The following is a 20542-nucleotide window of genomic DNA, read 5'->3' as shown; positions in this document are numbered from 1 at the left end:
CACCGGCGACTTTCCATGTCATCCAGGGAGTTCAGATGAATCCGCGCCTCCTGCGCCGGCCCGCCCTCGTCGTCCTGCCGCTGTCCGCCGCGCTCGCGTGCTCGGTGGTCGTGGGGACGGCCGACGCCACGCCGGCGCACCACGACGACCCCGCCGCCCGGGTCGTCTCCACCTCGACCCTCCCCGACATCCCGCTGGCCGGCTTCAGCAACGGCCTGCTGCCGGGCAGCGTCGCCGACGACCGGAGCGTCGACCTCGGCGGCATCGGCAGCGACCTCTACCCGGCCGGCCGTCGCGGCGAGTACTGGACCGTCACCGACCGGGGCCCCAACGGCCAGATCACCGTCGGCAAGGACAAGCGGCGCACCTTCCCCGTGCCCGGCTTCGACCCGGCCATCGTGAAGATCCGCACCGTCGGCGACCGGATCCAGGTCCTGAAGTCCATCCCGCTCACCACCGCCTCCGGCGCCCCCGTGACGGGCCTGCCGAACCAGCCCGGCCGCGACGAGGCCCCGTACACCTACGACGCCTCCACCCCGCTCCCGTACAACCCGAACGGCCTGGACACCGAGGGCCTCGTCCGGGACCGGGACGGCAGCTTCTGGCTGGTCGACGAGTACGGGCCCTCGCTCGTGCACGTCTCCGCGAAGGGCCGGGTCCTCGCCCGCCACGTCCCCCAGGGCCTCCACCTCGCCGGCACCGACTACCCGGTCGTCGAGTCGCTGCCGTCGATCTTCCTCCAGCGCAAGGTCAACCGCGGCTTCGAGGGCCTCGCGCTGCTGCCCGACGGCGATCTCGTCCTCGGCCTGCAGAGCCCGCTGCTCAACCCCGACAAGGTCTCCGGGGAGAACTCCCGCACCACCCGGCTGCTGCGCTTCTCGCCCCGCGAGAACCGGGTCACCGCCGAGTACGCCTACCGCTTCGACGCCGTCGGCGTCGTCGAGCCCGGCCAGACGAAGACCTCCGAGCTGAAGCTCTCCGCGCTCGTCGCCGTCGGCGGCGACCGCCTCCTCGTGCAGGAGCGCACCGACAAGGCCGCCCGCCTCTACGAGGTCCGCCTCCGCCGCGGCTCCGACATCCTCGGCTCGAACTGGGACACGGCCGCCGGACCCACCCTGGAGCAGCTCGACGACGCGGCGGCCGCCGAGGTGCCGGTGCTCGACAAGCGGCTCGTGATCGACCTCAACACCGTCGAGGGCGTGCCCGGCAAGATCGAGGGCGTCGCCGTCGAAGGCTCCTCGACCCTCGTCCTCCTGAACGACAACGACTTCGGGATGACGGACGGCCCGGAGGCCTTCGACACCGACGGCCGGCTCGTCGACAGCGGCGTGGAGACCACGCTCGTACGGGTCAGGCTGAACCGCCCGGTCCGCTGACGGCCGTCCTCAGCGGATTGGCCAGGGGGACGTAGCGGGCGTCGGCGCCGTCCACGTCGAGCCAGCGCAGGAGCAGGTTGGTCTTGGCGGGCACGTGGGGCGAGCCGAGCAGCCCGGTGATCTCCGCCGGACCTCCGTGCTCCGCCGCGTACCCGGCGAACACCGCCCGCGCCCGGGGCCACAGCTCGGCGGCGAGCTCCGGGTGGCGGTCGGTGAGGGCGCCGGCGATCTCGGAGAGGTTGTTCGTCACCAGGCAGTACACGAGCCGCTCCCAGCCGTGCGCCGCGTCCAGGACCGGTGCGGGCCCGCGGGACGCGTACCGGTCCAGGAGCGCCCGGTGCCGCTCGGCGACGATCCGTATCCCCTCGTGGTCGCGGAAGACCACCTGCGCGGGGAGACCGGCGGCGTCCACGCCGACCAGGACGTTCTGCAGATGGCATTCCAGGACCAGGCCGTGCGCCCGCCAGGCGTGCAGGACCGGCGGCACCAGCTGGTCGAGGTAGCGCTGCCACCACAGGAGCGCCCGCTCGGGGGTGAGCCCGTCGAGCGGGTTGCCGGGGAAGCCCTCGCCGATGCCCGCCGCGAGCAGCGGTGTCACCCCGGGCAGCAGATGCGGCCGCAGACCCTCGCGGGCGATCACCGCGAAGCCCTCGTAGGCGTGCTGCCCGCCGAGGTCGGCGGTGCGGTAGCCCCGGTCGGCGAGGAAGCTCGCGGTGGGGAGGGGTTCGAAGGCGGGCGCGAGGAGCTCGCCGACCGTCCGCAGCCAGAGGAGGTCGCGCAGCTCCAGACGGCGGTTCCCGTTGGTGATCTGCACGTCGAGGCTGAACTTGCAGAAGGTGTCGATCCCCGGCAGGTACACGGTCCGCACCGAGGAGGTCGCGACGGCGTGCCCCGCGCGCGGGGCGCCGGGCCCGAGCCGGAGCAGCCGCCCGTCGCGGAAGGCGGGCAGGTCGCCGAGGAGATCGAGCTCCCAGGGGTGGATGGGAAGAGGGACGTAACCGTCGGGGCACGCGGTCAGGAGCGGGTCGAGGAGCGACAGGTCACCGTCCTCCGCGACGACGTCCGCACGGACGCCGAGGAGCTCCAGCGGGAAGCGGGCGTAGGCCTCGGGCGCGTAGGGCAGCCAGCTCTCCGGGGCGCCGGTGCCGCGGGCCTTGGGGGCGGGGTGGTACCGGTGCCCGGCGAGCAGGGCCTGCTCGGACCGCAGGTACGGGTCCTCCGGGGGGCGGGCGCACGCGCGCGCGTGCTGGAGCGCGGCGACGACGTCCCGGCTGTCCGTCATCTCGCGGAGGACGGTCCTGTTGGTGACGCCGGTGCGGCGGCCGAGCTCGTCGGCGGTCAGGGCCACGAGGGCGTCGAAGGTCAGCGGGAGCCAGCCGCCGTCGGTACGGACGCAGGGCTCGGTGGGCCGGCGGCCGGCCCGCACCCGCAGCAGCCGGCCGGTCGCGGGGAGCCGGTGGACGACGTGGCCGGCGCCGGGGCGCGGCCCGGTCTCGGCGACCTCCCGGATCAGGCAGTTGAGGAGGGCGGTGGCCGACAGGGCGTCGGCCCGGCCCTTGGCTTCACTCACGACAGCGCCTTCCACCCGTGCCCCGGCAGGTCGTCCACCGGTAGGGACATCCTGCGCAGGGTAGTGAGCCTTCATGCACTCCGCTCCGGATCACGATACGAGCGCCCGCGACGAACCGCGCGCCCCCGAGGCGGCGGCGGGCGCGGACCCGCCGGGCGCCGCCGAGGCCGCCTTCGCCGCCTTTGCCGCCTTCGCCGACGAGCTCGCGGACCTCGCTCCCCGGCTCCTCGCCCCCGGGCTTCTCGCCGCCTGGCGGCAGGAGCTGGTTCCGGCCCGGGCGGCGGTCCTCGGGCGGCTCTGGCGCGCGCTGCTCCACGAGCCGCTGCCCGGCGTCGCGGCGCGCGACGCGGACACCGGGCGCGTGGAGCTCGCCGACGGCCGGGTCCTGAGCGGGCCGCCCCGGCTCCCGTACGACCTGGTGGTCCCCGGCGAGGACCTGACCGTACGGCTCGACGGCCGCGCCCACGAGCACCCGGCCGCCCTCCTCGCCGCTCTTCGCCTGCCGGGCGCCGAGCCCCTCGTCGCCGAACTCGCCCACAGCGTGGCCTCCCTGGCGCTGTCCCGGGCGGGGGCGGCACGGGCGGCGGGATCGGCCCCCGGGCCACTCTCTCTGGCGTCGTCCCGGGCGGGGGCGGCACGGGCGGCGCCGTCGGCCCCCGGGCCACTCCTCGTCGACCCTCTGGCCTCCGCCGAGCAGAGCGTCGTCGACGGGCACCCGTACCACCCCTGCTGCCGCAGCCGTCCCGGGCTCTCCGTCGCCGAGCAGCTGGCGTACGCGCCCGAGCACCGCCCCGTCGTCCGCCTCGACCTCGTGGCCGTGCCCGCCGACCGGTGCCGCGTCGCGGGGGAGTGGCCCGACCGGCTGCGGGACGGCGACCGGCTGTTGCTGCCCGTGCACCCCTGGCAGACCGCGCACGTCCTGCCCAGCCTCGGACACGAGCCGTACGTCACCGGAGCGATCCCCGCCCGGCCGCTGATGAGCGTACGGACCCTCGCCCCGCTCGATGGCGGCCCGCACCTGAAGACGGCGCTGAGCACCCGGATGACCAGCGCGATCCGCGACATCTCGGCGAGCGGCGTGGAGAACAGCGCGCCCCTCTCGGCCCTGCTGTCGAGCGTCGTGGCCGACCTGGCCGACACCCTCCGCATCACCCGCAACCTCGCCGGCGCCTCCGCGCTCGTCCGCGGGGAGCCCAGCGCCGACCTCGCCGTCCTGCTCCGCGAGTCACCGTCCGCCGCCGCGCGCCCGCGCAAGGGGGAGACGGTCCTGCCGGTGGCGGCGCTCGCCGCCCGCCCCGCCGGCGACGGACCGCCCCTGATCCACACCCTCCTGGAGTCCGCGGGCGCATCCGGCGCCGACTGGCTGGCCGCCTTCGCCGACCTCGCCGTCCCGCCGCTCGTCCGCCTCCTGAGCCGGGGCGTCGCGCCCGCCGCCCACGGCCAGAACCTCCTGGTCGTGCTCGACGCGCACGCCCGTCCCCGCCGGCTCGTCTACCGGGACCTCGCCGACGTCCGGCTGAGCCCGAGCCGCCTCGCCCGGCACGGTTTCGACGCCACACCCGTGGGCGGGAAGGTGATCGACGACGACCCGGACGTCCTCCGCACGATGCTTTTCGGCCACCTCTTCGGCACGACCTTCGGCACCCTCGTCTCCGCCCTCGCCGACCGCGACCGGGCCGCCGGGACCCACCTCTGGTCGCTCGTCGCGGCCGCCGCCGAGCGCGCGTACGACGCCCTTCCCGCCACTTCCGAGAACCGGGCCGACCGAGCGGCCCTCTTCGCCCCGGAACTCCGGGTCAAGGCCCTCACCCTGATGCGCCTGCGGGGCGTGGACCGCGACGCGTGGATCCCGCTCCCGAACCCCCTGACCCGTACGCCTCACACGAAGTGCACGTCGTAGCGGTCCTGTTCGGACGCGGGCAGAAGGTCGTCGAAGGTCCCCAGGCCGTGCTGGATGCGCCCGAGCGCCCGGAAGTAGCCGAAGCGGTCGACGCCCGGGGTCAGGACCACGAGCAGCTCCGCCGCCGAGCCGGGGGCCGCGCCGAAGGAATGCGGCGTCCCGGGCGGCACGGAGACCAGGCCTCCGGCGGCCACGATCGAGGTCACGCCGTCCAGGGTGAACCGCACGACCCCGTCCAGTACATGGAACAGCTCGGTCGACAGCGCGTGGAAATGCGGGCGGGCTCCGGCCGCGCCCTCACCGAGCGAGAGCCGGTTGGCCCCGAGCGCGCCTCCGGTGTCGCGGCCGTCGGCGAGCAGGCGGAACCCGCCGCCGTGGGGGAGGCCGATCCGCTCGGCCTCCTCGGCGTGCACGACCAGCGCCTTCTGGATCTCGGACATCGTCGGTCCTTCCTTCTCGGGAGTCGGCATCCATTCGATCCGGGGAAGCGAGGCCGTACCACAGGCGGTTGGGGACGACAGAGATCACCGTTCGTGATGAATGACAGACCAAGGGGGGCCGTGATGGAGCTGCGGCAGCTGCGCTACTTCGTGGCCGTGGCCGAGGAGGGCGGTTTCGGCCGGGCCGCCGAGCGGCTCGGCATCGTGCAGTCGGCGGTCAGCCAGCAGATCCGCCGGCTCGAACGCGCCTGGGGCGTCGAGCTCTTCGAGCGCACCACCCGGCACGTGCGGCTCTCCGGCGCCGGCGAGCGGCTGCTCCCCGAGGCACGCGCCGTCCTCGCGGCCGCCGACCACACCGCGCGCGTGGCCGCCGACATCGCGGCCGGCGCCGACGGAGTGCTCCGCCTGGGCGGCATCCACGGCCCGGGAGACCGCATCAACCGCGTCCTCGCCGCACTCGCCTCCGCAGCACCCCGGTTGCAGGTGCGCCTGCACCGGCTCCCGGTCGCCCGCCGACTGGAGGCCGTACGCACCGGAGAGCTGGACGCGGCTCTCGTACGAGCGCTGCCGGACGAGCCGGGGGCCGCTCCCGGACTCGAACTGCTCCCGCTGTGGAGCGACCCGCTGTACGCCGCCCTGCCCGAGCAGCACCCCCTCTCCGCCGCACCGGAGCCGCACCTGGAGCAACTGGCCCGGCTCCCGCTGCGGCTCGCGCCCCGGGAGGCGAATCCGCCCTTCCACGCCCTGGTCACCGGGGCGTTCCGGGCGGCCGGGCTCCAGCCGGTCCAGGGCCCGGAGTTCAGCGACCTCCAGGCCACGCTGACCGAGATCGGCACGGCCCTGGAGCCTTCGTGGACCCTCTTCTACGAGGTGCGCGGACTGCCGACGGTCCCCCGGGTCGCGGTGCGCCCGCTCGCCGGCCTCACGGTCGCCACCTCGCTGGCCGTACGACCGGGCCCGCCGGGCCCGGCGCTGCGGCACCTGCTGGGGTCCCTGCACGCGGTCGCGCCGGATCAGCTCCCGGGGAAGGGTGCCGCCCAGGTCTCCTCCTCCAGGAGCAGCCCGTTGGCGAGGTAGCTGATGGTCCGGTACCAGCCGGCCAGGACGAGGAGTTCGAGGAGCTGCTCGTCCTCGTAGTGGCCGCGCAGGGCGGTCCAGGCGGACTCGGAGAGGCGGGCGGTGTCGTGCAGCTCGTCGACGGCGGCGAGGAGCGCGGCCTGGCGCTCGGACACCACGGGGGTCGGGTCCGTGGTGGCGGTGGCCCGGAGCAGCTCGGGGCCGAGCCCGGCCCGCGGGGCGAGGGTCGCGGCGTGGACGCCCCACTCGTACGCGCAGCCGCTGCGGGCGGTGACGCGGGCGATGACGAGCTCACGGTCGGCGGCCGGCAGCAGCCCGTGGCCGAGGAGCCCGGCACCCAGGGCGAACATGCGGGACGCGAGCTCGGGGCTGCGGTGCAGGACCCGGAAGAGCAGGAGCGGTTCGTGGGGGACGCCGGGCGGCATCCAGCGGCGCAGGTCCTGGTCGACGGCGGGGGAGTAAGGGGGGACGAGCGGTTCGATGCGCGGCATGTGAAGCACCTCCTGCTTCGTTTTCAGAAGCGCCACTATGCTGCTTCTGAAAACGAAGCGCAAGGAGGGGGAGAGCCATGGCGACGGGATCGGCGCCACGCCCTGGTCGACCAGTACAGGGATCGGCACCACGTCCCGGTGGGCCGGTGCGGGGATCGGCACCACGTCCCGGTGGGCCGGTGCGGGGATCGGCCTCCGGCCGTCCGGTCATGGCCGCGCTCGACCTGCTGGGACGCCGCTGGGCCCTGCGCGTCCTGTGGGAGCTGAGCCAGGCGCCGGCCGGCTTCCGCGAACTCCAGCGCCGCTGCGAGCGGATGTCGTCCAGCGTGCTCAGCACCCGCCTGGACGAACTGACGGAGGCTCGTCTGCTCGCCCGCCGGGACGACGAGTACCGGCTCACCCCCCTGGGGGCGGAACTCGTCACGGCGCTGGCGCCCCTGGAGGCCTGGAGCGAACGATGGGCGGAGGAGACGGCAGGCCCTACGGAAAGGGACGCGTGACGACGACGTCCCCGCCCAACTGCAGCACCCCCGAGTCGGACACCCCGGCCCGGATGGTGGCGGGGCTGCCGAGGGAGTCCCCCATGTCCACGGCGATGCGGGGGAAGCCGTGACCGGCCAGGTGGGCGGCGAGGCAGGCGGTGCTGTTGGCGTTGGCGATGTCCTCGGGGACGCCGATCGACGGGGCGAACATCCGGGCGGCGGCCCGCCCCGAGGGCGACGGTGCGGAGTGCACGTAACAGCCAAGGAGCCCGAGGCGGTCGCAGGCCTCGCGAAGCCGCTCCATGTCCGGGGCGAGGGCGGCGAGTTCGGACCGTGAGGTGACCGGGACCAGCAGCCGGGGGCGCCCGACGGAGGCGACCCGGACCCCCGGCCCGAGGGCGTCGGGGCGGATGCCGAGCGCCGGCAGGACGAGTTCGGACTCGCCCGGGGCCGGCTCGCGCAGCTCCACGGACCCGTAGGCGAAGCCGGCTTCGACGTGGCTCTCTCTCCGTACGGCCCAGGCGGGGAAGGTGCGGCCCGCGACCCGGAGGGACACCCGGGTGGAGTCGGTGTCCGCGCGTGCGGCGAGGTGCCCGAGGGCGGCGATCGTCCCGTGCCCGCAGGAGGGCAACTCCCCGGCGGAGGTGAAGAACCGGAGGGAGAAGAGAGGAAGCCCGTCCTGCTCGGGTCCGGGCGAGACGAAGACGGCGTGGGAGGCGCCGGCCTCCCCGGGCAGGCGCCGCCGCTCGGCCTCGCCGAACGGCCCGTCGTCCAGGACGAGTGTGGGGCTGCCGCCCCGGCCGTCCCGCACACAGGCGCGGACGACGGTCGGGGACGGCTCTCCGAAGAACATCACACGGCCCTCCCTACCCACTGTCGGCCGGATGCTCGCACGAACATCGCGTCGGGCTCAGAGGCTGCGCGCGGTGATGTCGCCGTAGGAGGTGGTGGCGCGGATGCTGAGCCCGGCGCCGGCGCCGTCGGCGTTCCGGAGGGAGTTGCGGATCCGGCCGTAGGCGGTGCCGGCGTCGAGGGAGGCGGAGACGCCACGGGCGGCGCCGACGCTGATCTCGCCGGCCTCGGTCCGCAGCACGACCGTGCCGCGCATGGCCTCGTCGATCCGCAGGTCGCCCTTCCGGGTCCTGATCTCGGCGTCGCCGCCGAGGCGCCCGACCGCGATGTCGCCGGCCTGGAGGGTGAGGCGGGCGCTCGCGGTCTCGTCGAGCTTGACGGTGGCCTGGGCGCCCTCGAAGGTGACGTCGCCGAGCCGCCCGACCCCGCGCAGCTCGGCGGCGGCCGCCTTCGCGTCGACCCGGGAGCCGGCGGGCAGCTGGACGGTGACCTCGACGGCCCCGGACGGACCGAAGTACTGGTTCTTCGCCGGGGGGACGGAGATCCGCAGGACACCGTCCGAGAAGGAGACCCCGGTCTGCTCGGCCGCCTTCACGTCCCGGCTCTTGGAGGCGTCGGCGGGCAGGACCTCGACCGTGGTGTCGGTCCGGTCGGCGGCGATGAAGCGGATGCGGCCGGAGGGGATGTCGAGGACGGCGGAGACGGGGGCGGTGGTGGCGAAGGTCTGCATGGTGCGTTCTCCTTGGAGTCGTTGTTTCCGATGAAGGAAAAGCTACGTTGCATTCACGAGTCTGGCAACGCACGTGTTGCGCGAATTGGCGATAATTGCAGGTCAAGGCGGAGATTTCATTGCAATGGGAGTAAGGCTAATGCAACGCTCATGGGCTCTCTCGTTGCAATGAATGAAAGTGAACGCTATGGCGGGCGACTGAAGGGCGACGAGCCGGCCGCTCCGGGTGATCCGGCGGACGCGCACTGGGCCAGGCGGGTCTACGAGGTCGTGGCCCGGCCGCGGGCCTGCCTAGCCTGTGGGCAGGCGGCCGAGCGGGCGGGCGGCTGCCGTCTGACCTCGACCGTCGGCGTTCGGCGACTCACGTCCCGGGAGGCCCCTCGTGGCGCTGTGGATGCTCAACCACCTGAGTACGTTCGTACTGACCCTGCTCATGGTCGGTTCGATCGTGCTGATCGCCGTCGCGGGCAGCGCGCTCGCCCGCCGTCGGTTCCCCCGCCTGGCCGAGGGCGAACACAACGAGATGGTCGGCGTCGTGCTGGGCATGTTCGGCGCGATCTACGGGATCATCCTCGCGTTCGTCGTCGTCACCCTGTGGACCCAGCTGGACCACACCCAGACGGTCGTCTCCCAGGAGGCCACCGACGTCTCCCTGGTGGTCCGCGCCACCCGGTCCTTCCCGCCCGAAGAACGGGCGCGGGTCGACAAGGCGGTGGGAGAGTACGTACACGCCGTCGTCGAGGTGCAGTGGCCGAAGATGCGCGAGGGCCGACCGAGCTTCGCGGCCACCTCCCGACAGCTCGGCGAGATGTACGACGCACTGCAGGCCTACGACCCGCCCACCCCGCGCGACCAGGCCTTCTACGGGGAGGCCGTCACCCGGCTCAACGACGCGGCCGCCATGCGGAGGGAACGGATCAACATCGCCACGAACGAGCTGCCGGTCCTGCTCCAGGTCCTGGTCTACGGCGGGGCGGTGGTCATCATCCTGCTGACCTTCCTCTACGGCCTGCGCAGTCTGAAGATGCAGTTCCTCTTCGTGGCCACCGTCGCCGGCCTGATCGGCTTCAGCCTGCTCCTGGTCCTGGTCCTCGACCGCCCCTTCGCGGGCGACCTCACCGTCAGCTCCCAGCCGTTCAAGGAGTCGTCCCTGTCCCGGTTCTGGCCACAGGGCGCACTCGGCTCACCGTGACGACGCGGCCGGGCGCGACTCCTCGGTGGCGTCCGTGGCGTGAACTCCCCCGGCCTTTGCGTGACCGCATTCCGCCAGTCACCCGAAACCGGCCCCGACCGACAAGAAGGACCCTCCCGAAGGAGGGTCCTGGTGGTGCGCCCCCGGCAGGACTCGAACCTGCGGCCAAGTGCTTAGAAGGCACCTGCTCTATCCACTGAGCTACGGGGGCCGGGTGGTGGCCGTGTGGCCAGGAGCCCCTGGTGGGTGGGGTGTGCCTGCCGGGACAAGGATAGGGCTCCGATCGCCTTGACCCGGTTGCTTCACCTGCGTGGCACGATGTGGAGGTTCGGTGAAGCGAACCGATAATCGCAGGCAGGTGCGATTCGCGCAGCGCTTTTCGCGCCACTCGCGGCGGGTGTTGTGCACTCGTTATGCCCGACCTTGCGGGCGCCACCCTTCTCTTCGGCGCGCAGGGTCGCAATAGGCTTCAAAAACACTCATAAATTGGGCATTCTTCGCATGTGGTGACCTTGGACGAACGGCCTCAGCTGATCGACGCACTCTCCGCCCTGCGCGACCGAGTCGCCGCCGTGCGTCTCCCACTGCCCCTCCCCGACACGCCCCGCGCCCGCCAGACCCGGGCCGAGTTGCTCGCCCAGCTCGACGACTACCTGGTGCCCCGGCTGAAGGACCCCGACGCCCCGCTCCTCGCCGTCGTCGGCGGATCCACCGGGGCCGGGAAGTCCACCCTCGTCAACTCCCTTGTCGGGCGCCGCGTCAGCGAGTCCGGGGTGCTCAGGCCCACCACCCGGACCCCCGTGCTCGTCTGCCACCCCGAGGACCACCACTGGTTCGCCGGCATGCGCGTCCTCCCGCAGCTCACCCGCGTCTGGCTGCCCCAGGCCGACGAGGACCACCCCGTCGACGAGCCCGCCCCCGAGGAGAACGCGCTCCGCGTCGAGACCGCCGCCTCCCTGCCCCGCGGGCTCGCCCTCCTCGACGCCCCCGACATCGACTCCCTCGTCGTCGAGAACCGGCTCCTCGCCGCCGAGTTGATCTGCGCCGCCGACATCTGGGTGATGGTCACCACCGCCTCGCGGTACGCCGACGCCGTGCCCTGGCACCTGCTCCGTACCGCCAAGGAGTACGACGCCACCCTCGTCACCGTCCTCGACCGCGTCCCCCATCAGGTCATCGGCGAGGTCTCCCGGCAGTACGAGGCGCTGCTCGACAAGGCCGGCCTCGGCGACGTCCCCCGTTTCACCATCCCCGAGCTGCCCGAGTCCGCCGGCGGCGGCAGCGGACTGCTGCCCGACAGTGCCGTCGCCGCTCTGCGCGGCTGGCTCGCCCACCGCGCCCAGGACCCCGCCGCCCGCCAGCAGGCCGCCGACCGGACAGCCTCCGGCGTCATCGACTCCCTCGACGCCCGGCTGCCCGAGCTGGCCGCCGCCGTCGCCGCCCAGTACGCGGCCGCGGGCCGCCTCGGCGGCGTCGTCGAGGCCGCGTACGGCGAGCAGGGCAAGCGGGTGCGCAAGGAACTCGGCCGCGGCGCCGTCCTCGCCGGCGACGCCCGCACCCGCTGGCGCGGCTACCCCCGCGACAGCACCGCCGACGAGCTCCTGGACGCCCTCGCCGAGTCCCTCGCCGCCCTCCTGCACTGCGCGGTCTCCGCCGCCGAGGAGCGCGTCCGGGACACCTGGCGCCGCGAACCCGCCTCCGAGCCCCTCGGCCCGCTCCGTACCGGCGGCGACCGGGAGACCGCCGAACGCATCGGCGTGGAGGTACGCCGCTGGCGCCGCGTGCTCGAAGAGCTCGCCGAGGACGAGGTGCGGAACGTGGAGCGCCCCTCGGGATCCCGCAGCCCCGTCCCGGAGCCCGACACCGTCGCCGCGCTCCTGGCCGCCTCCCTCCTCGGCGGCCGCCGCGCCCGCGCCGCCGGCGAACGCCTCGCCGAACTCCTGGGCGCCCAGGCCGCCCTGCGGCTGCGCGACAAGGGCGGCGAACTCGTCCTCTCGTACGTCGACCGCGTCCTGCACGCCGAGCGCGACCGCCGCCTCGCGCCCCTCGACGCCCTCGACGTCACCCCCGAGCCGCAGGCGGAGCTGATCGCCGCGCTCTCCGTACTGCAGAAGGAGAAGTGACGTGGTGGACGACGACCGAGACCGCGACCGAGACCGAGACCGAGACCGCGGCCGCGGGCCGGCCCCGGAGCGCGGCGCTGAGCCCGGCCCGGAGGGCAGCCGCGCGGGAGGCCGGGAACGAGGGCGTGAGCGCGCGGGGGAGAGCGGCCGTGAGCGTGCCCCGGAGGGTGGCCTCGCGTTCGGCGGTCCGGAGCGGGGGCGCGAGCCCGACCCGGCGGACGGTCGGCAGCGGTGGGACGACGGGCTGATCGCTCGGCGGGTGGCCGAGCGGGCCGCCACCGTCGCCGAGGAGAAGCCGCGCGAGCCGCAGGAGCAGGACACCCTGCCGCCCCTCGGCGGCAGCTACGGCGGGCCGTTGCGCAGCCGCCTCGACGCCCTCCACGAGCTCGTCGGGCTCTCCCGTACCCGCGTCGAGAGCGAGGCCCTCGCCGAGGCCGGGCGCGTCCTCGACGAGGCCGCCGCCCGCCAGCGGCTCTCCTCCCGGCACACCGTGATCGCCCTCGCCGGAGCCACCGGAAGCGGCAAGTCCACGCTCTTCAACGCCCTCGCCGGCGTCCCCGTCTCCGAGACGGGACTGCGCCGCCCCACCACCTCCGCGCCCATCGCGCTCAGCTGGTCCGAGGGCGCCGCCGGGCTGCTCGACCGGCTCGCGGTCCCCAGCCGGCTGCGCCGCCGCCCCCTCGCGGGCGGCGCCGGCGACACCGAGCTCCAGGGGCTCGTCCTCGTCGACCTGCCCGACCACGACTCGGCGGTCACCGCCCACCGCGACCAGGTCGACCGGGTCCTCGGCCTCGTCGACGCGGTGATCTGGGTCGTCGACCCCGAGAAGTACGCCGACGCCGCCCTCCACGAGCGCTACCTGCGCCCGCTCGCCGGGCACGCCGAGGTCACCTTCGTCGTCCTCAACCAGATCGACCGGCTCGGCACCGAGGCCGCCGACCTCGTCCTCGACGACCTGCGCCGCCTCCTCGACGAGGACGGCGTGGCGCTCGGCGAGCACGGCGAGCCCGGCGCGACGGTCCTCGCGGTCTCCGCGCTGACCGGCGAGGGCGTCCCCGAACTGCGGGAGCTCGTCGCCCGGTTCGTCCAGGAACGCACCGCTCCCGAACGCCGTCTCGCCGCCGACGTCGACGCCGCCGCGGCCCGGCTGCGCCAGGCGTACGTCGCCGACGGGCGGCCCGGGCTCGACGAGCGGGCCCGGGACGCCTTCACGGACCGGCTCGCCGTCGCCGTCGGCGCCCAGGCCGCGGGCGAGGCCGCCGAACGGGTCTGGCGCCGGGGCGCCATCCGCGCCTGCGGCACCCCCTGGCTGCGGCTCTACCGCTGGTACGAGCGACTGCGCGCGCACGGCTCCACCGACCCGCACCTCGCCAGCCCCGTCGAGGACGAACTGACGGCCCGCCAACGCGTCGAGCAGGCCGTACGGATCGTCGCCGACGAGGCCTCGCGCGGACTCCCGGCGCCCTGGGCGCAGGCGGTGCGCGAGGCGGCGGCGCGCGGGGCCGAGGGGCTGCCGGAGGCGCTGGACGAGCTGACGGTCTCCATGGGGGACCCGGCGGCCCGGCCGCCCCGGCCCGCCTGGTGGCCGGCGGCCGTCCTCGCCCAGGCGGTCATGACGCTCCTGCAGATCTTCGGCGCCCTCTGGCTGGTGGCGCAGATCGTCGGCGTCGTCCAGCCGGGCCTGCTGCCGCCGGTCCTGGTGATGCTCGGCGGGATCATCGGCGGCCCGCTCGTCGAATGGGCCTGCGAGAGCGCCGTGAAGGGGCCGGCACGGCGGTACGGGCAGGAGGCCGAGCGCCGTCTGCGGGAGGCGACCGCCGCCTGCGGCCGGGCCCGGGTCCTCGACCCGGTGGCGGCGGAGCTGATGCGCTACCGGGAGGTCCGCGAGCAGTACGCGACGGTGGTCGGCTCACGGCCGTCGGCGGCGGCCCGGGTGGTGGGCGGCGGCCGCGCGGGGGCGATGCGGCTGGGCGCGACTAGGGCGGGGGTACGGGGGAGGTAGGGGGCCTTCAGAGGTCCCGGTTTCACCCTTCCGGGTGGGGGAGTTGTCCCCAGGCCTCCGCTCCTCCACAGGCCCGAGCGAGATTCTCGCGACCGTCCGAGCATGGTCCCCACGAGGTGTCCACACCGGGGACACCGGAACAGCAGGACAACAGGGACAGTGGGGGCGGAACCATGAACGACACGACCGTGACGCTCGTCGGCAACGTGGCGACGGCGGTGGAGTACCGGGAGACGGTGGCCGGCGGCGTGGCCCGCTTCCGGTTCGCGGTGACCGCGCGTCGCTGGGACCGGGAGCGGGGCCTCTGGTCCGACGGGAACACCAGCTTCTACACGGTGTCGGCCTGGCGCTCGCTCGGCGCCAATCTCGCGGCCTCGGTCTCGGTCGGCGAACCGCTCGTGGTGCACGGCCGCTTGAAGGTCCGTGAGGAGGACCGCGACGGGCAGCGCAAGACCTTCGTGGACGTCGACGCGGTCGCCGTGGGACACGACCTGAGCCGGGGCACGGCGGCCTTCCGGCGCGCCCCGAAGGCCGAGCGGACGGCGCCCGAACCGCAGCCGGAGCAGGACCTGTGGACGACGGCGGCGGAGGAGGTGGCGGCGGTGACTCCGCAGCTGGTAACCGCTCCCTGACCTTGCGTCATGGCGATTTGTCGACCAACTCGCGCGGGTGATAACGATTCCGAGTCGGAATGGTTATGTGACCGTACGACAGGGCACCGCGGCGTTCGGCGTCCCTAGGATTCCGGATACTCGTGTGGCACGTGAGCCCATCGAGTCTGTGAGTTCTGCTGGCGTGCGCTCCCCCCACGCGAATCGACCAAGTTCGCGGAGCGGCTCGCCCGGAGGGGAATCCAATGTTTTCAGTTCGTGGGCGTGGCGTTGCCCGCCTGGCAGCCACGATCCTGGCCTCCGGCCTCGTCGCGACCGGTGCGATAGCGACCGCCGGTCCGGCCCTGGCCGATGACGGCGCCCCGGGCGCCGGCGGCGTCAAGGCGAAGCTGGTCAGCGGTCATGTCACCGAGGGTGACGATGTCGTGATCAAGGAGAAGGACGGCAAGGCCTGGCCGGTCGGCGGCGGTCTCTTCACGATGCAGGTCGAGGGCGGGGGAACCCTTCAGACCTACTGCATCGACCTCCGCACCCCGACCAAGAACGAAGCCACCTACAAGGAGGTCGGCTGGGGCGAGTCCTCCCTGCACAACAACGAGAACGCGGGCAAGATCCTCTGGATCCTCGAGAACGCCTACCCGAAGTTCTCCGCCGAGGCCCTCGGCGCGAAGCTCGACGTCGACCTCTCCAAGAACGAGGCCGCCGCCGGCACCCAGGCCGCGATCTGGACCTTCTCGGACGACGTGACGGCGACGCCGACGAGCCCCGACGCCAAGAAGCTGACGGAGTACCTCCTGAAGGAGGCCGTGAAGCTCGAAGAGCCGAAGGCCTCCCTGAGCCTCTCCCCGGCCACCATCTCCGGCAAGGCCGGTGAGAAGCTCGGCCCGATCACCGTCACCACCAACGCCACGGCCAAGCTCACGACCGCCGCCGGCACCCCCGCCGGCGTCAAGATCGTCGATGGGGCCGGCAAGCCGGTGACCGAGGCCAAGAACGGCGACAAGCTCTTCTTCGACGTTCCGGCCGGCACCGCCGACGGCACCGCCGAGCTGACCGCCGAGGCCACCACCAAGGTCTCGCTCGGCCGCGCCTTCGTCTCGATCGACGGCCCCTCGCAGACCCTGATCCTGGCCGGCTCCAGCGACTCCACCGTCACCGCCAAGGCCTCCGCCTCCTGGGCGAAGAAGGGTGCCCTTCCGGCCGTCACGGTCGCCAAGGACTGCGCCAAGGGCGGCCTGGAGGTCATCGCCTCCAACAAGGGCGACGAGGCCTGGACCTTCGACCTGAAGGGCACCTCGTACACGATCGCCGCCGGTGAGACGAAGACCCTCACGGTCCCGCTCGCCGAGGACGAGGCGTACAAGTTCACGATCACCGGCCCGAACGACTTCGAGGAGACCTTCGAGGGCGTCCTGGACTGCAAGACGGCCACCCCCGGCCCGAAGCCGTCGGAGACCCCCTCCACGACCCCCTCGGCCACGCCTTCCACCCCGTCCACCACGGGCGGCACCACCGGCACCACGACCGGTGGCGGCGACCTCGCCGAGACCGGCAGCTCCAACGCCACCCCGATGATCGCCGGCATCGCCGCCGCGCTCGTCGTGATCGGCGGCGGCGCGGTGTTCTTCCTCCGCAAGAAGAAGACCGCCGGCCAGTGAGCCCGCAGGGAGTGAGCCGCTGACTCCGCGGAGTGATCCGCGTCACACGCGCCCCACCCCGTGACACCCGCACGACCCCGGCCCGCACCTGCGGCCGGGGTCGTCGCACGTCCACGCCCCGAAACGGCCCCCTCGCGCCCCCGGCCCCCCCCCCGCCCCCCCGCCCCGCGCCTTACCGGTTTCCGCCTGGGGCTGGCGGTCAGGCAAGATGGGGTGTATCTGCCCACTCACTCTTTGCCGGACGGTTTCTCTTGGCTGAGTACATCTACACGATGCGCAAGACGCGCAAGGCGCACGGCGACAAGGTCATCCTGGATGACGTGACGCTGAGCTTCCTGCCGGGTGCGAAGATCGGTGTGGTCGGCCCGAACGGTGCCGGTAAGTCCACCGTTCTGAAGATCATGGCGGGCCTTGAGCAGCCGTCCAACGGTGACGCGTTCCTGTCGCCCGGCTTCTCCGTCGGCATCCTCATGCAGGAGCCGAAGCTCGACGAGACCAAGACCGTCCTGGAGAACGTCGAGGACGGCGTCGCCGAGATCAAGGGCAAGCTCAACCGGTTCAATGCGATCGCCGAAGAGATGGCGACCAACTACACCGATGAGCTCATGGAGGAGATGGGCAAGCTCCAGGACGACCTGGACCACTCCAACGCCTGGGACCTCGACGCGCAGCTGGAGCAGGCCATGGACGCGCTGGGCTGCCCGCCCGGCGACTGGCCGGTGAACAACCTCTCCGGTGGCGAGAAGCGCCGTGTCGCGCTCTGCAAGCTGCTCCTGGAGGCCCCCGACCTGCTGCTCCTCGACGAGCCCACCAACCACCTCGACGCCGAGTCGGTGAACTGGCTGGAGCAGCACCTCGCCCAGTACAAGGGCACCGTCGTGGCCATCACCCACGACCGGTACTTCCTCGACAACGTGGCCGAGTGGATCCTGGAGCTCGACCGCGGTCGCGCCCACCCGTACGAGGGCAACTACTCCACCTACCTGACCAAGAAGTCCGAGCGGCTCAAGGTCGAGGGCCAGAAGGACGCCAAGCGCGCGAAGCGGCTCCGGGAGGAGCTGGAGTGGGTGCGGTCGAACGCCAAGGGGCGTCAGGCCAAGTCCAAGGCCCGTCTCGCGCGCTACGAGGAGATGGCGGCCGAGGCCGACAAGATGCGGAAGCTGGACTTCGAGGAGATCCAGATCCCGCCGGGCCCCCGTCTGGGCTCCATCGTCGTCGAGGTCGAGAACCTCTCGAAGGCCTTCGGCGACAAGGTCCTCATCGACGACCTCAGCTTCACCCTGCCCCGTAACGGCATCGTCGGTGTCATCGGCCCGAACGGCGCCGGCAAGACCACGCTCTTCAAGATGCTCCAGGGTCTGGAGACCCCGGACTCCGGCACCGTCAAGGTCGGCGAGACCGTCAAGATCTCGTACGTCGACCAGAGCCGCGCCAACATCGACCCGAAGAAGACGCTGTGGGCCGTCGTCTCCGACGAGCTCGACTACATCAACGTCGGCCACGTCGAGATGCCCTCCCGCGCCTACGTCTCCGCGTTCGGCTTCAAGGGCCCGGACCAGCAGAAGCCGGCCGGCGTGCTCTCCGGTGGTGAGCGCAACCGTCTGAACCTCGCGCTCACCCTCAAGCAGGGCGGCAACCTGCTGCTCCTCGACGAGCCCACCAACGACCTCGACGTCGAGACCCTGTCCTCCCTGGAGAACGCGCTCCTCGAGTTCCCGGGTGCGGCCGTGGTCATCTCCCACGACCGCTGGTTCCTCGACCGAGTCGCGACGCACATCCTCGCCTACGAGGGTGAGTCGAAGTGGTTCTGGTTCGAGGGCAACTTCGAGTCGTACGAGAAGAACAAGATCGAGCGCCTCGGCCCGGACGCGGCCCGTCCGCACCGCGCCACCTACAAGAAGCTGACCCGAGGCTGAGGTCAGTGACCAGGCACATCTACAGCTGTCCCCTGCGCTGGTCGGACATGGACGCCTTCGGGCACGTCAACAACGTCGTCTTCCTGCGGTACCTGGAAGAGGCGCGGATCGACTTCATGTTCCGGCTGGCGCCGGGGGACGGTTCCCCCTCGTTCTCCGGCGGGTCCGTCGTGGCCCGGCACGAGATCGACTACAAGCGGCCGCTGGTCCACCGGCACGAGCCGGTGACCATCGAGTCGTGGGTCACGAAGATAGGCGCGGCGTCGCTGACGATCGCGTACGAGGTCAAGGACGCGGACGTCGTGTACGTCCGGGCCTCGACCGTCGTCGTGCCCTTCGACCTGGAGGCGCAGCGTCCGCGGCGGATCACCGCCGAGGAGCGCGAGTTCCTCCAGGAGTACGTCGACGACGGGATGTCGTCCGCCGCATGACCGTGCTCGCTCCCCTGCACTTCGCCGACCCGAGGGAGGCGGCGGCACTCGCCGCCTTCCTGGGCCGGCTGGTGCACTACGACCGCGCCGCCGCCGTCCGCCTCCAGGCCGCCCGCGGGGCGCTCGCCGTCTTCGGGCGGCCGCCGTCGTTCGAGGTGCTCGCGATCCGCACGGCCCGCCTCGTCGACGCCGTCGAACTCGACGTCACCGTCTCCGCCGGTGAACTCCTCGACGGCATCGAGGAGTCGGCCGGCAAGGCCGTCGTCCCGGACTCCGTGACCGGCCCCCCGTGGGCCGGGGTCCTCCCGCCGCGCGGCGGCTGGGCGCCGGTCCCCGGCCTCCCCGACGTCGCCGGGATGCGGGGCGCCGTCGCGGCCGCCGTCCGTGAGTTCCGCGCGCGGGACGAGGAGCTGCCGGAGGAGCGGCGCACCCGCACCGAGCGCGACGCCCTCGGCCGCGAGATCTGGTCCCGGACCCTCGGCACCACCGGGCTCCCGTTGCGCGCCGTCCACGCGGCCCAGTCGCTGGGCTTCCTGCCCCCGGGGGACGCGCCGGTGACCCTGTTCGCCTCCGGGCCGTGGCTGCGGCTGCGTACCCCGTACGGCTCGATCGCGCTGCGCACCGGATCGTCGATCTCGCTGGGCGTCGCCCCCCGATGAGCGATGCCGAGCGTGCCGGGCATCCGGTCGACGGCGTCGACGTCCAGGTCGACGCGCCCCTCTCCGGCGACGAGCTCAACACCCTCTTCCGCGCCGCCTGGCCCGGGCACCGGGACACCGACTTCGGGCCCGTCCTCGCGCGCAGTCTCCTCCGTGTCACCGCCCGCCGGGCCGGGCGGCTCGTCGGGTACGTGAACGTCGTCGGCGACGGCGGCGTCCACGCGTTCCTCCTCGACACCACCGTCCACCCCGACGAGCGCCGCCGGGGCCTCGGCGTCACCCTCGTACGGACCGCCGCCGAGGCCGCCCGCGCGCGGGGCGCGCACTGGCTGCACGTGGACTACGAGCCGCACCTCACCGCCTTCCACGAGCGGTGCGGCTTCCGTCCCACCGCGGCCGGGCTCATGGCGCTCGACGACCCCACCGGCTGAACCGCCGCGCCCCCGCCGTGGCGGCGGCCAGCAGCAGTACGGCGAGCACCGCCTGCCGCCACGGCGAGGTGGAACCCTCCAGGGCCGGGGCCACCCGCCGGCGCGGATCGTAGGCCACACGCACCTCCCCGCCGTCCGGTGCGGCCCGGTGGCCCTCCGTGACGGTCGAGGGATAGCCGCCCGGGCAGCGCAGGGTGTGGTGGTACAGCACCCTGGTGGCGCCGCCCTCGCCGACCGAGGACTGCTCCTCCTCGCGGACCTTCACGACGACGCAGTCGGCGACCGCCCCGCGCACGGCCGCCCGGTCGGCGGCGGCCACCGTGAGCAGCAGCGCGCCGACCAGCGCGAGTGCGCCGAAGAAGCCCATGACGCCGTCGACGAGCAGGAAGTACGCCACTCCGGCGGCCAGGACGACCGCCCCGCCGACCGCGACCGCGACGGTGGTGGACGGCGCGGATGAGCCGCCGAAGCACCAGGCCGACCACGCGTACACCGCGACCGCGCAGACCGCGGGCAGGGCTGCGGTGGCCCAACTCCCCCTGCCCGACGACGAATCCGACGAGGACTCCGACGACGAATCCGACGCTTCTGTCGATGACAT

19 protein-coding genes and 1 tRNA gene are annotated in these 20542 nt (G+C 73.3%); 13 read left to right on the top strand and 7 right to left on the bottom strand.

Annotation, left to right across the window (positions count from 1 at the left end):
- Positions 1-35: 35 nt before the first annotated feature.
- On the top strand, positions 36-1376 hold the full coding sequence (locus tag AB5J54_RS14350; RefSeq protein WP_369144303.1) for an esterase-like activity of phytase family protein: 1341 nt from the start codon (positions 36-38) through the stop codon (positions 1374-1376).
- On the opposite strand, the gene AB5J54_RS14345 is transcribed toward AB5J54_RS14350, so the two are convergent.
- Complete coding sequence (locus AB5J54_RS14345) at positions 1351-2946, bottom strand: IucA/IucC family siderophore biosynthesis protein (RefSeq protein WP_369144302.1); 1596 nt, start codon at positions 2944-2946, stop codon at positions 1351-1353. The genes AB5J54_RS14350 and AB5J54_RS14345 overlap by 26 nt on opposite strands.
- A gap of 73 nt (positions 2947-3019) precedes the next feature.
- Here AB5J54_RS14345 and AB5J54_RS14340 point away from each other — a divergent pair, with 73 nt between their 5' ends.
- Complete coding sequence (locus AB5J54_RS14340) at positions 3020-4846, top strand: IucA/IucC family siderophore biosynthesis protein (protein ID WP_369144301.1); 1827 nt, start codon at positions 3020-3022, stop codon at positions 4844-4846.
- Here the strand turns inward: AB5J54_RS14340 and AB5J54_RS14335 are convergent.
- Entirely contained in the window at positions 4825-5286 is a 462-nt protein-coding gene (locus AB5J54_RS14335; protein WP_369144300.1) for a cupin domain-containing protein, read from the bottom strand. The two genes, AB5J54_RS14340 and AB5J54_RS14335, sit on opposite strands and share 22 nt — an antisense overlap.
- Positions 5287-5409: 123 nt before the next feature.
- On the opposite strand from AB5J54_RS14335, the gene AB5J54_RS14330 reads away from it, so the two are divergent.
- Positions 5410-6363: a LysR family transcriptional regulator gene (locus AB5J54_RS14330; protein WP_369144299.1), complete on the top strand. Its 954-nt coding sequence runs from the start codon at positions 5410-5412 to the stop codon at positions 6361-6363.
- Here AB5J54_RS14330 and AB5J54_RS14325 read toward each other — a convergent pair.
- On the bottom strand, positions 6300-6854 hold the full coding sequence (locus AB5J54_RS14325) for a carboxymuconolactone decarboxylase family protein (RefSeq protein ID WP_369144298.1): 555 nt from the start codon (positions 6852-6854) through the stop codon (positions 6300-6302). The two genes, AB5J54_RS14330 and AB5J54_RS14325, sit on opposite strands and share 64 nt — an antisense overlap.
- Positions 6855-7063: 209 nt before the next feature.
- On the opposite strand from AB5J54_RS14325, the gene AB5J54_RS14320 reads away from it, so the two are divergent.
- Positions 7064-7354, top strand: a complete 291-nt coding sequence (locus AB5J54_RS14320; protein WP_369144297.1) for a winged helix-turn-helix transcriptional regulator — start codon at positions 7064-7066, stop codon at positions 7352-7354.
- Here AB5J54_RS14320 and AB5J54_RS14315 read toward each other — a convergent pair.
- Positions 7335-8189, bottom strand: a complete 855-nt coding sequence (locus AB5J54_RS14315) for a PhzF family phenazine biosynthesis protein (RefSeq protein ID WP_369149330.1) — start codon at positions 8187-8189, stop codon at positions 7335-7337. The genes AB5J54_RS14320 and AB5J54_RS14315 overlap by 20 nt on opposite strands.
- Positions 8190-8246: 57 nt before the next feature.
- On the bottom strand, positions 8247-8918 hold the full coding sequence (locus AB5J54_RS14310) for a DUF4097 family beta strand repeat-containing protein (RefSeq protein ID WP_369144295.1): 672 nt from the start codon (positions 8916-8918) through the stop codon (positions 8247-8249).
- Positions 8919-9300: 382 nt separating this feature from the next.
- On the opposite strand from AB5J54_RS14310, the gene AB5J54_RS14305 reads away from it, so the two are divergent.
- Positions 9301-10110 carry a DUF4239 domain-containing protein gene (locus AB5J54_RS14305; RefSeq protein ID WP_369144294.1) on the top strand — a complete coding sequence of 270 codons (810 nt, stop codon included), beginning with the start codon at positions 9301-9303 and terminating at the stop codon, positions 10108-10110.
- Positions 10111-10248: 138 nt separating this feature from the next.
- Here the strand turns inward: AB5J54_RS14305 and AB5J54_RS14300 are convergent.
- Positions 10249-10321, bottom strand: a tRNA-Arg gene (locus AB5J54_RS14300).
- 301 nt (positions 10322-10622) lie between these two features.
- Between AB5J54_RS14300 and AB5J54_RS14295 the strand changes: the two genes are divergently transcribed.
- The 8 genes from AB5J54_RS14295 (at position 10623) to AB5J54_RS14260 (ending at position 19941) form a co-directional block, all read left to right on the top strand.
- A complete protein-coding gene (locus AB5J54_RS14295) occupies positions 10623-12233 on the top strand; it encodes a dynamin family protein (RefSeq protein ID WP_369149329.1) in 1611 nt (536 codons plus the stop codon).
- 259 nt (positions 12234-12492) lie between these two features.
- The gene (locus AB5J54_RS14290; RefSeq protein WP_369149328.1) at positions 12493-14235 is read left to right on the top strand and encodes a GTPase; all 1743 of its coding nucleotides are present in this window, start codon (positions 12493-12495) and stop codon (positions 14233-14235) included.
- A 173-nt stretch (positions 14236-14408) separates the two neighbouring features.
- Entirely contained in the window at positions 14409-14867 is a 459-nt protein-coding gene (locus tag AB5J54_RS14285) for a single-stranded DNA-binding protein (RefSeq protein ID WP_369144293.1), read from the top strand.
- 224 nt (positions 14868-15091) lie between these two features.
- Positions 15092-16504 carry a Cys-Gln thioester bond-forming surface protein gene (locus AB5J54_RS14280; protein WP_369144292.1) on the top strand — a complete coding sequence of 471 codons (1413 nt, stop codon included), beginning with the start codon at positions 15092-15094 and terminating at the stop codon, positions 16502-16504.
- A 251-nt stretch (positions 16505-16755) separates the two neighbouring features.
- Positions 16756-18420 carry an energy-dependent translational throttle protein EttA gene (ettA, locus tag AB5J54_RS14275; protein WP_369144291.1) on the top strand — a complete coding sequence of 555 codons (1665 nt, stop codon included), beginning with the start codon at positions 16756-16758 and terminating at the stop codon, positions 18418-18420.
- 5 nt (positions 18421-18425) lie between these two features.
- Positions 18426-18851 carry a thioesterase family protein gene (locus AB5J54_RS14270; RefSeq protein WP_189801763.1) on the top strand — a complete coding sequence of 142 codons (426 nt, stop codon included), beginning with the start codon at positions 18426-18428 and terminating at the stop codon, positions 18849-18851.
- On the top strand, positions 18848-19510 hold the full coding sequence (locus AB5J54_RS14265; protein ID WP_369144290.1) for a hypothetical protein: 663 nt from the start codon (positions 18848-18850) through the stop codon (positions 19508-19510). Before AB5J54_RS14270 ends, AB5J54_RS14265 begins: the two co-directional genes overlap by 4 nt.
- Positions 19507-19941: a GNAT family N-acetyltransferase gene (locus AB5J54_RS14260; RefSeq protein WP_369144289.1), complete on the top strand. Its 435-nt coding sequence runs from the start codon at positions 19507-19509 to the stop codon at positions 19939-19941. The genes AB5J54_RS14265 and AB5J54_RS14260 overlap by 4 nt, the downstream gene beginning before the upstream one ends.
- On the opposite strand, the gene AB5J54_RS14255 is transcribed toward AB5J54_RS14260, so the two are convergent.
- Positions 19913-20542 (bottom strand): hypothetical protein, encoded by a 630-nt coding sequence (locus tag AB5J54_RS14255; protein WP_369144288.1) that lies wholly within the window; start codon positions 20540-20542, stop codon positions 19913-19915. The two genes, AB5J54_RS14260 and AB5J54_RS14255, sit on opposite strands and share 29 nt — an antisense overlap.

Origin of the sequence: Streptomyces sp. R44, assembly GCF_041053105.1 — a bacterium.
In the GTDB taxonomy this organism is placed as follows: Bacteria; Actinomycetota; Actinomycetes; order Streptomycetales; family Streptomycetaceae; genus Streptomyces.
Note: the sequence above shows the minus strand (reverse complement) of the source record. Positions and strands in the feature narration are given on the sequence as shown.